An 8,367-nucleotide genomic window follows, 5' to 3' on the forward strand; every position below is an offset into this window, starting at 1 on the left:
CTCGACAGCGACACGAGTCCGAAGGCGGGCCGCCCCACCGGCCCGCCTTCGGACTCGTGTCGCTGTCGAGCTCGTGCGCGCTCTCGCTCTCGATGTGGTGCGCGCTGTGGGGCGCGCTCTCGTCCTCGACCGGTCAGGCCGTCGGGGACGCCGCCGGTGCCGTGGCGCCCGCCAGGGCTTTCGGGCGGAGCAGCGTCGTCAGCCGGTCCGCGGGCAGCAGGCCCTTCTCCAGGACGAGTTCGGCCACGCCCCGGCCCGTCGCCAGGGCCTCCTTGGCGATGTCCGTGGCCGCCGTGTACCCGATGTGCGGGTTCAGGGCCGTCACCAGGCCGATCGAGTTCTCCACCGTCGCCCGCAGCCGCTCCGTGTTCGCGGTGATCCCGTCCACGCAGCGCTCCGCGAGCGTGACGCTGGCCCTCTCCAGGTGCGTGATCGACTCCGAGAGGGTGTGCAGGATGATCGGCTCGAACGCGTTCAGCTGCAACTGGCCCGCCTCCGCCGCCATCGTGATGGCCACGTCGTTGCCGATCACCTCGAAGGCCACCTGGTTCACGACCTCGGGGATCACCGGGTTGACCTTGCCCGGCATGATCGACGAGCCGGCCTGGACGGTTCGCCGCCCGGGTACGTCTCCATGCCGAGCCGCAGCACCCGCTCCACCTCGATCCGCGGCAGCTCGGCGCCGGGCCCGAAGTGCCGGGCGGGCGGCAGGTCGATCTCGCCGAGACCCGCGCGCGGGCCCGAGGACAGCAGGCGCAGATCGTTGCAGCTCTTGGAGAGCTTGACCGCGATCCGCTTCAGCACACCGGACATCTGCACGAACGCCCCGCAGTCCTGCGTCGCCTCGACCAGGTTCACTGCCGTGACCAGCTGGAGGCCCGTGATGTCCGCCAGGTGGCGGCGGGCGGCCTCGGCGTGGCCCGCGGGTGCGTTCAGGCCCGTGCCGATGGCGGTGGCACCCAGGTTGATCTCGTGGATCGGCTCGACCGCCTCCGCCAGACGGCCGCGGTCCTCCTCGATCATCACCGCGAACGTGGAGAACTCCTGACCCAGCGTCATCGGGATCGCGTCCTGGAGCTGGGTGCGGCCCATCTTCGGTACGTCCCTGAACTCCACGGCCTTGCGGGCGAACGCGTCCTGCAACACCGACATCGCCTTCAGCAGGCCCCGCACCGCGAAGACGGTCGCCGTCTTCACCGCCGTCGGGTGGACGTCGTTCGTCGACTGGCCGAGATCGACGTCCTCGTTGGGGTGCAGGTGGTGGTACTCGCCCTTGGCGTGGCCGAGCAGTTCCAGCGCGCGGTTGGCGATGACCTCGTTGGCGTTCATGTTGGTGGACGTGCCGGCGCCGCCCTGGATGACGTCCACGACGAACTGGTCGTGCAGCTTGCCGGCGCGGATCTCGCGGCAGGCCTCGACGATGGCGGAGGCCTTGTGGGGGGCGAGGAGACCGAGTTCCTCGTTGGCGAGGGCGGCGGCCTCCTTCACCGCGGCGAGAGCGTCGATGAGGTGGGGGTAGGCGGAGATGGGGGTGCCGGTGATGGGGAAGTTCTCCGTGGCGCGGAGGGTGTGGATGCCCCAGTACGCCTCCGCGGGGACGGGGCGGGAGCCGAGGAGGTCGTGTTCGGTGCGGGTGGGGGACACGGGGTGCCTCGCTTGTGTCTGTCGGTGGTGTCGTGCACGTGTTTCGCGCAGTTCCCCGCCCCTGAGTGCCTGCGGCGGCCTGTTCCGGTGGGTGCGCTGTGGCGCGGCCCACCCCCCGGCCCGCACCCACGCCGGGTGCGCTGTGGCGCCGGGGCGCAGGGCGTCGGCCCCGTCAGTGGCGGGCCGGGACCGCCGTCAGGGGTGGGGTCGGGCGGACGGCTCCGACCGGGGCGCCGCCGCCCAGGAGGGGCTCGCCGGCGAACTCCGTGAGGAGCGCGCCGTCGACCCCCGCGAGGGCGAGCGCCGCCGCCGCCACCGGCACCCGCGCCCGGTTCGCGCCGTCGGATATCTTCACCGCGATCGCCCGCCCGTCCGGCAGCGCCGCGACCTGCACGCCCTCGAAGCCGTCCTTGGCGAGCAGCCCCGGCACCGCCCGCATCAGCGCGGCCACGTCGCGGCCGGAGCCGGACGCCATCTCGGCGTGTTCGCGCATCGCGTCGGCCACCTTGGCCTCGGGCGTGCCCGGCGCGGCGGTGGTGATGCGGGCGACGGCGCGGGCGAGGCCGTACAGGGAGACGGAGAACAGCGGGGCGCCGCAGCCGTCGACGGTGACCTGGGCGATGCGCTGCCCGGTGAGGTCCTCGACGATCTCGGCGATGCCTTTTTGCAGGGGGTGGCGGGGGTCGAGATAGTCCTGCGTGGACCAGCCGTTGAGCCGGCAGGTGTACAGCATCGCCGCGTGCTTGCCGGAGCAGTTCTGGGCGAGCCGGCTGGGCAGGCGTCCCTCGCGGATCCACGCGTCCCGCACGACGGGGTCGTACGGCAGGTCGGGCACGTTGCGCAGGTCGTCCTCGCCGAGGCCGGCGAGTTCGAGGATGCGGCGTGTGCCGGCGAGGTGGATCCGCTCGCCGGAGTGGCTGGCCGCGGCCAGGGAGAGGAGGTCACCGTCGAGCGGCAGGCCCATGCGGACCATGGCCACGGCCTGGAGCGGTTTGACGGCCGAGCGCGGGTAGAACGCCGCGTCGATGTCGCCGAGCCGGAAGGTGACGTCGCCGTCGCTGCCGAGCACGACGACGGAGCCGTAGTGGACGCCCTCCACGATGCCGCCGCGTACGAGGTGGGCGACGGGGGCGTGGAGGGGTTCACGGATGACGGGCGGGTCCGCGAGGGAGGAGGTGTACATCACTGCCTGTGTCTGGTGTCGTGGCCGGAGTCGGGGGTCACCCGTCGGCCGGGGTGCGGTTGAGACGGCCGCGGACGGCGTACCGGCCGGCGACCAGTGCGCCGGCGATCAGCGGCAGGCACAGCACTGTGGTGCGTCCCGCGCCTCCGTCGGCGTACATCAGGACCAGGACGGAGGCGAGGAACGCCTGCGTCGCGGGTTCGGTCCGGGGGGATCCCGGCAGCCGGTAGTCCGGGCGGGGCGGACGGCCCTGCCGGGTGCGCTGCCGGAAGAGCAGGTGGCACATCATGATCATGCCCCAGGTGGACAGGATGCCGATCGCCGCGAAGTTCAGCACGATCTCGAAGGCGTCCTCGGGGACGACGAAGTTCACTCCGACGCCGAGAACGCAGATGCCGCTGGTGAGCAGGATGCCGCCGTACGGGACCTGACTGCGGCTCGTACGGGCGGTGAAGCGGGGCGCGGAGCCGTTGACGGCCGTGGAGCGCAGGATGCGGCCCGTCGAGTACAGGCCGGGGTTGAGCGAGGACATCGCGGCGGTCAGCACGACGAGGTTCATGACGTCGCCCGCGGCGGGCACACCGATGCGGGACAGCTCGGTGACGAAGGGGCTCGGGGCGGCGGAGTACGCGCTCCAGGGCAGCAGCGTGGAGAGGAGGACCACGGAGCCGACGTGGAACAGGCCCACACGCCACATGATCGAGGTGATGGCCCTCGGCATGATCTTCTCGGGGTTCTCCGTCTCGCCGGCGGCGACGCCGACCGGTTCGACGGACGCGTAGGCGAACACCATGCCCTGGATGGTCAGCAGCATGGGCAGCAGGCCGTCGGGGACTTGCTGTAGCCCGTGTCTCCGGCGTCGACGTGCCGGGTGGTGGGGCGGGTGTGGCTCTGGAGGTGCTGGTCGCTCACGCCTCGGGGCCGCCTTCCGTGGGGCTGTGTGCGCGATGGGGGCGCACGATGTCGGTGAGGGTGGTCTCGACGCGGTCGAGGTGGTGGGTCATGGCCTCGACGGCGTCGTGCTCGGAGCCGTCGATCAGGGCCTCGACGATGGCCCGGTGCTCGCGGTTGGACTGTTCGCGCCGGCCGCCCAGCTCGTTGAGGAAGGCGGACTGGCGGGCGAGTGCGTCACGGATCTCCTCGATGACCCGGCGGAAGACCGGGTTCTGCGCGGCCTCGGCGACGGCGAGGTGGAAGAGGGTGTCCATCGCGACCCACGCGGTGGTGTCCGTCTCCCGCTCCATGCGGTCCAGGAGGTGCGCCAGGTGGTCGAGGTTCTCCGGGGTGCGGCGCAGTGCCGCGTACCCGGCGACGGGGATCTCGACGTGCCGGCGGACCTCCAGCAGGTCGCTGGCCGCGTAGTCGCCGAAGGTGGGGTCCTCGACGGCGGTGGCGACGACGAAGGTGCCCTTGCCGGTCTTGGAGACGGTCAGGCCCATGGTCTGCAAGGCGCGCAGCGCCTCCCGCAGGACGGGCCGGGAGACCTCCAGGGTGCGGCAGAGCTCCGCCTCGGAGGGGAGCTTGTCGCCGATGGCGTACTCCCCTCCCTCGATGGCGGCACGCAGATGTGCCAGGACCGCTTCCATGGCGCTGACCCGGCGCGGCGGCTGTCCGGCTGTCCGGCTGTCTGACAGGTTCACGGGAGAGATGGTGCGGGGGCCTGGCGGGCCCTGTCAATGCCGGTGGGAACAGAAAATTCCGGAGGGGGCGGCCCATCCGTCTCCGGCGCGAGCCGATACGGGCCGCCGGGCGCCTCAGCTGTCCAGCAGCCCTGCCCCGAGCAGGGCGAACAGTGTCACGCCGACGACGGCGCGATGGAGGACGAAGGCGTTGATCACGGCGACGACGGGCCGCCGCACGCCGAGTCCTCCTGCACGCGCACGTGAGATCCGTTGGCGTGCACGCCCGGACTACGGGTCTCAGACCCAGATCGCCCGGGCCAGCGTCACCCCCAGGAAGGCCGCTCCGAGGCCGGCCGCGACACTGGCGGCGACGTTGACGACGGCGTAGAAGCGGGCCCCGGTCTCGGCCAGCCGCAGCGTCTCGTACGAGAAGGTGGAGTACGTCGTCAGGGCGCCGCACAGGCCCGTGCCGAGCAGCAACTGGGCCTGGGAGCCGACGGCCCCGGCCAGCGCGGCGCCGGTGAGGACGCCGAGGATCAGGCAGCCGGTGACGTTGACGGCGAAGGTGCCCCAGGGGAAGACGGAGTCGTGCCGGGACTGCACCGCGCGGTCGGTGAGATAGCGCAGCGGGGCGCCGACCATGCCGCCGACGACGACCAACACCCAGTTCACAACGGATTCTCACCCTTCGTGTCTGTTTCGTCCGCTGTGCCGGTGCGACCGGCGTAGCGGACCACCTCGCATGCGTCGAGGATCACCAGGCCCTCGCCGACGAGTTCGTCGAGCTGGGGCAGGAAGGCGCGGACGCGGTCCTCCGTGTCCACGATCACGATCGCCACCGGCAGGTCCTCGCTCAGCGACAGCAGCCGCTGCGTGTGGATCAGCGACGACGCGCCGAAGCCCTCGATGCCGCGGAAGACGCTCGCTCCGGCGAGGCCCGCCGCGTGGGCACGGTGGACGATCTCGCTGTAGAGGGGCCTGTGGCGGACGGTGTCGTTCTCGCCGACGAAGACGGTGACGCGCAGGGCGCGGCCGGTCAGCCTCGTCATCGCTGCCTCCGGATCAGGACGCGGCGGGTCGCGGACGCGGCGGCCCACACCGCGAGGAGTGCCGCGGGCGGTGTCACCGCGAGGCAGGCCAGCGCGGTGCGGGCGTGGCCGGTGTCGACGAGCCGCTGTACGTCGACGGCGTACGTCGAGAAGGTGGTGAAGCCGCCGAGGACGCCGGTGCCGAGGAAGGGGCGTACGAGGCGGTGTGCGGTGACGACCTCGGTGACGACGACCATGAGGACGCCGATCACCGCGCAGCCGGTCACGTTCGTCCAGAACGTCTGCCAGGGGAAGCCCCCTTCCGACCGCGTCCCCCACAGGGACACCGCGTACCGGGCGGCGGCGCCCGCTCCCCCGCCGAGCGCGACCACGGCGACGACCGGCAGGTGCTCCCGCCGGGCCGGGCGCCGCGGGGCGGCGGATCGGAGGCGGATGCTCTCGGCTTCCGGGGCTGTCATGTCGTTCGTCTCCTGCTGGGCCCCGCGCCGCACCGCGTGGGGTGATCACGGCTGGTCCACAGCGTAACCCCGTGGCTCGAGGGGGTCATGCCCGCATGCGGCCGGGGACTCCGGGGCGGGCGGGGCCGCCGCGGAGGCGGGCCGGGGACGGTCGGCCGAAGCCACCGGCTCGGGTGCCGGCGTTCCCGTCGAGGGCACCCGGGTGCGGACGTCCGCGGTCGGGGACACCGGCTCGGGTGCCCGCGCCCGCGGTCACGGACACCGGCTCGGGTGCCTGCGCCCGCGGTCGGGGACACCGGCTCGGGTGCGGGCGTCCGGCGGGCAGGGCGTCACCCGACCGGGTTTTCCTGGAACGGGTTCCGGCCGCTCGCGGATCCGGGCCGGTGTCCGTGGCCGGAGCATGCGCACAGTGGTGTGGGCCGGACTGGAGAGGGGTGGTCCCATGAGGCGGGCGGCGGCGTGGTGGCGCCGGCTCGGGTTCTCCGAGCTGCATCGGCGGGGCCGTGACCTGGAGCTGCTGCACCGGGCCATGGGGTTCGCCACGCTGGCGCTGGTGACGCTGGCGCCGCTGCTGATCGTCATCGCGGCGGCCGACCCGCTGGGGCACGGCGGGTTCGCGCTGTGGCTGGTGGACGGCATGGATCTGTCCGGCCGGTCGGCGGAGGCGCTCGAGCAGGTGTTCGGGCCGCCGCGTAAGGTCGTCAGCACCACGGGTGCGTGGAGTGTGGCGCTGCTCGCTCTGTTCGGTCTGTCCTTCGCGGCCAGTGTGCAGAACGGCTACGAGCGGATCTGGGAGCCGGCCGCCGGCCCGTGGCACCGGCTGTGGCGGCAGGCGGTGTGGCTGGCGGTGCTGATGGCGTACGTGTACGCGCAGGTGCAGACGCGCGCGGTGCTGCACGGGTCGGCGCGGATTCCGCTGAGTGTGCTGGCCGGGCTGCTCTTCTTCTGGTGGAGTCCGCACTTCCTGCTGCACGGTCAGGTGCACTGGCGTCATCTGCTGCCGGGGGCGGTCGCCACGATGGCGGGGCTGGGCGGGCTGCGCTGGTTCTCCTACATGGTCTTCACGCCGCTGCTGGTCACCAACGCGATCAGCTACGGCCCGGTGGGTGCGATCCTCGTCGTGGAGTCCTGGCTGGTCGGTGTGGGTTTCGTGGTGTACGGCGGTGCGATGCTGGGGCGGCTGCTGTGCGAGCGGTTCGGGCACCTCGACAAGGACGTGAAGGTGCCCGGCGGCAACGGCGGGGGGACAGGCGGAGCGGACGGCACGCGGCGGGAGCGTCCGGGCGAGGGACCTGCCTAGGCGTCCGGGCGAGGGACCTGCCTAGGCGTCCGGGCGAGGGACCTTCCGTCGGCGTCCGGTGGGCGGGGTGTCCCTCGCGCGCGTTCACCAGCCCTTCTCGAACATTCCGGCCACTTCGGCGATCCGCATGTCGTCCCTGCGGTAGAGCACACGGTCCCCGGAGCGACGGGCGCGCAGCAGTCCGATCCCGGCCAGCAGGGTCAGATCGGTCTCGGCGACACGGGAGGGCACGCCGAGCGCGGCGGCGACGGTGTCCGCGCCGACGCCGTCCGTGCCGCACCCGCCAGGGAAGTGGATCTCCGGTTCCTTCAGCCGCTCCAGGATCTCCAGGCGTCGTCCCGCGACGGGAGTCCTCAGCATCTCAGCCCTCCGTTCCCTTTCATGGTGGGGTGCGCGCAGTGCTGTGCTCCCACTGTTCCGTACGGCGGGCCCCCGGGTGAGAGTCCTGCGGCACCTTGTCCTGTACCGGACGGGCCTCGGCGTGCGCCGGGGTCGGCGCCTCCGGCAGAGGCCCGGCCGGGGGTGCGGCCGGGCCCGTGCCGGAGGCGGCCGGAGGGTCGGCGGTGGCTGAACCGGGCCGTCGCCGGGAGGGCCTTGTCGTCGTAGCCGAACAAGGCCTGGTTCTCCCAGCCGTTGCCGGAGAAGGGGGCGGCCGGGTCCCAGCCGTTGCCGGGGACGGCGGTCCAGGTGGCCTCCCAGTGGAAGACGCCGAGGCGGCCCACGCCGGGTACGGCTTCGACGATGTTCGCGACGGCGTTCATCCAGGCGAGCCGGCCGGCCGTGGTGGCGGGGTGGCCGGTGACGAGGTCGCCGGTGGTGTCGATCCGGTTCGTGGGCGCGTCGCCTCGGACCTGATGGCACAGGGCGTGCTCGCCGCCCTGCACCGGGCGGGGCGCAGGGTGCCGGAGGACGTCGCCGTCGGCGGCTTCGACGACTCCCCCGCTGCGGTCGCCGTCAGCGCCGGTCTGACGACCATCCGGCAGCCGTGGGACCGCATCAGCACCGAGATGGTCCGCGTCCTCCCCGCCCAGATCGGCGGCGAGGACCCGGCGGCGGCGATCCTGCCGACCGAGCTGGTCAGGCGGGGGTCGGCGTGAGGGGTGGTTCGGGG

The 8,367-nt window shown here is 72.8% G+C and carries 7 protein-coding genes and 4 pseudogenes; 2 read left to right on the forward strand and 9 right to left on the reverse strand.

Features of this window, described 5'->3' with window-relative positions; genetic code table 11:
- Positions 1-133: 133 nt before the first annotated feature.
- The 7 genes and pseudogenes from MTQ10_RS24405 to MTQ10_RS24435 all read right to left on the reverse strand — a co-directional run bounded on the left by MTQ10_RS24405 (position 134) and on the right by MTQ10_RS24435 (position 5,956).
- A pseudogene (locus MTQ10_RS24405) lies at positions 134-1,644 on the reverse strand (aspartate ammonia-lyase).
- A gap of 172 nt (positions 1,645-1,816) precedes the next feature.
- The gene (locus tag MTQ10_RS24410; RefSeq protein ID WP_247472312.1) at positions 1,817-2,827 is read right to left on the reverse strand and encodes an asparaginase; all 1,011 of its coding nucleotides are present in this window, start codon (positions 2,825-2,827) and stop codon (positions 1,817-1,819) included.
- Positions 2,828-2,864: 37 nt separating this feature from the next.
- Positions 2,865-3,659: pseudogene (locus tag MTQ10_RS24415) on the reverse strand (amino acid permease); the annotation flags it as partial.
- A gap of 76 nt (positions 3,660-3,735) precedes the next feature.
- Positions 3,736-4,413, reverse strand: coding sequence for a FadR/GntR family transcriptional regulator (locus MTQ10_RS24420; protein ID WP_247472318.1), 678 nt, complete (start codon positions 4,411-4,413; stop codon positions 3,736-3,738).
- A 333-nt stretch (positions 4,414-4,746) separates the two neighbouring features.
- Positions 4,747-5,121 (reverse strand): fluoride efflux transporter CrcB, encoded by a 375-nt coding sequence (gene crcB, locus MTQ10_RS24425; RefSeq protein ID WP_247472313.1) that lies wholly within the window; start codon positions 5,119-5,121, stop codon positions 4,747-4,749.
- Positions 5,118-5,498 carry a DUF190 domain-containing protein gene (locus MTQ10_RS24430; protein ID WP_247472314.1) on the reverse strand — a complete coding sequence of 127 codons (381 nt, stop codon included), beginning with the start codon at positions 5,496-5,498 and terminating at the stop codon, positions 5,118-5,120. Before MTQ10_RS24430 ends, crcB begins: the two co-directional genes overlap by 4 nt.
- Positions 5,495-5,956, reverse strand: coding sequence for a fluoride efflux transporter FluC (locus tag MTQ10_RS24435; RefSeq protein WP_247472315.1), 462 nt, complete (start codon positions 5,954-5,956; stop codon positions 5,495-5,497). Before MTQ10_RS24435 ends, MTQ10_RS24430 begins: the two co-directional genes overlap by 4 nt.
- 442 nt (positions 5,957-6,398) lie before the next feature.
- Here MTQ10_RS24435 and MTQ10_RS24440 point away from each other — a divergent pair, with 442 nt between their 5' ends.
- Positions 6,399-7,256, forward strand: a complete 858-nt coding sequence (locus tag MTQ10_RS24440) for a ribonuclease BN (RefSeq protein ID WP_247472316.1) — start codon at positions 6,399-6,401, stop codon at positions 7,254-7,256.
- 84 nt (positions 7,257-7,340) lie between these two features.
- Here the strand turns inward: MTQ10_RS24440 and MTQ10_RS24445 are convergent, their stop codons facing one another.
- Both MTQ10_RS24445 and MTQ10_RS24450 read right to left on the reverse strand, forming a co-directional pair.
- Complete coding sequence (locus MTQ10_RS24445) at positions 7,341-7,616, reverse strand: ArsR family transcriptional regulator (RefSeq protein ID WP_247472317.1); 276 nt, start codon at positions 7,614-7,616, stop codon at positions 7,341-7,343.
- A gap of 200 nt (positions 7,617-7,816) precedes the next feature.
- A pseudogene (locus MTQ10_RS24450) lies at positions 7,817-8,098 on the reverse strand (glycosyl hydrolase 53 family protein); the annotation flags it as partial.
- On the opposite strand from MTQ10_RS24450, the pseudogene MTQ10_RS24455 reads away from it, so the two are divergent.
- A pseudogene (locus MTQ10_RS24455) lies at positions 8,066-8,353 on the forward strand (substrate-binding domain-containing protein); the annotation flags it as partial. The pseudogenes MTQ10_RS24450 and MTQ10_RS24455 sit on opposite strands and share 33 nt — an antisense overlap.
- Between the last annotated feature and the right edge of the window lie 14 nt (positions 8,354-8,367).

Source organism: Streptomyces sp. XM83C (genome assembly GCF_023072675.1).
Taxonomy (GTDB): Bacteria; Actinomycetota; Actinomycetes; order Streptomycetales; family Streptomycetaceae; genus Streptomyces; species Streptomyces thermocoprophilus.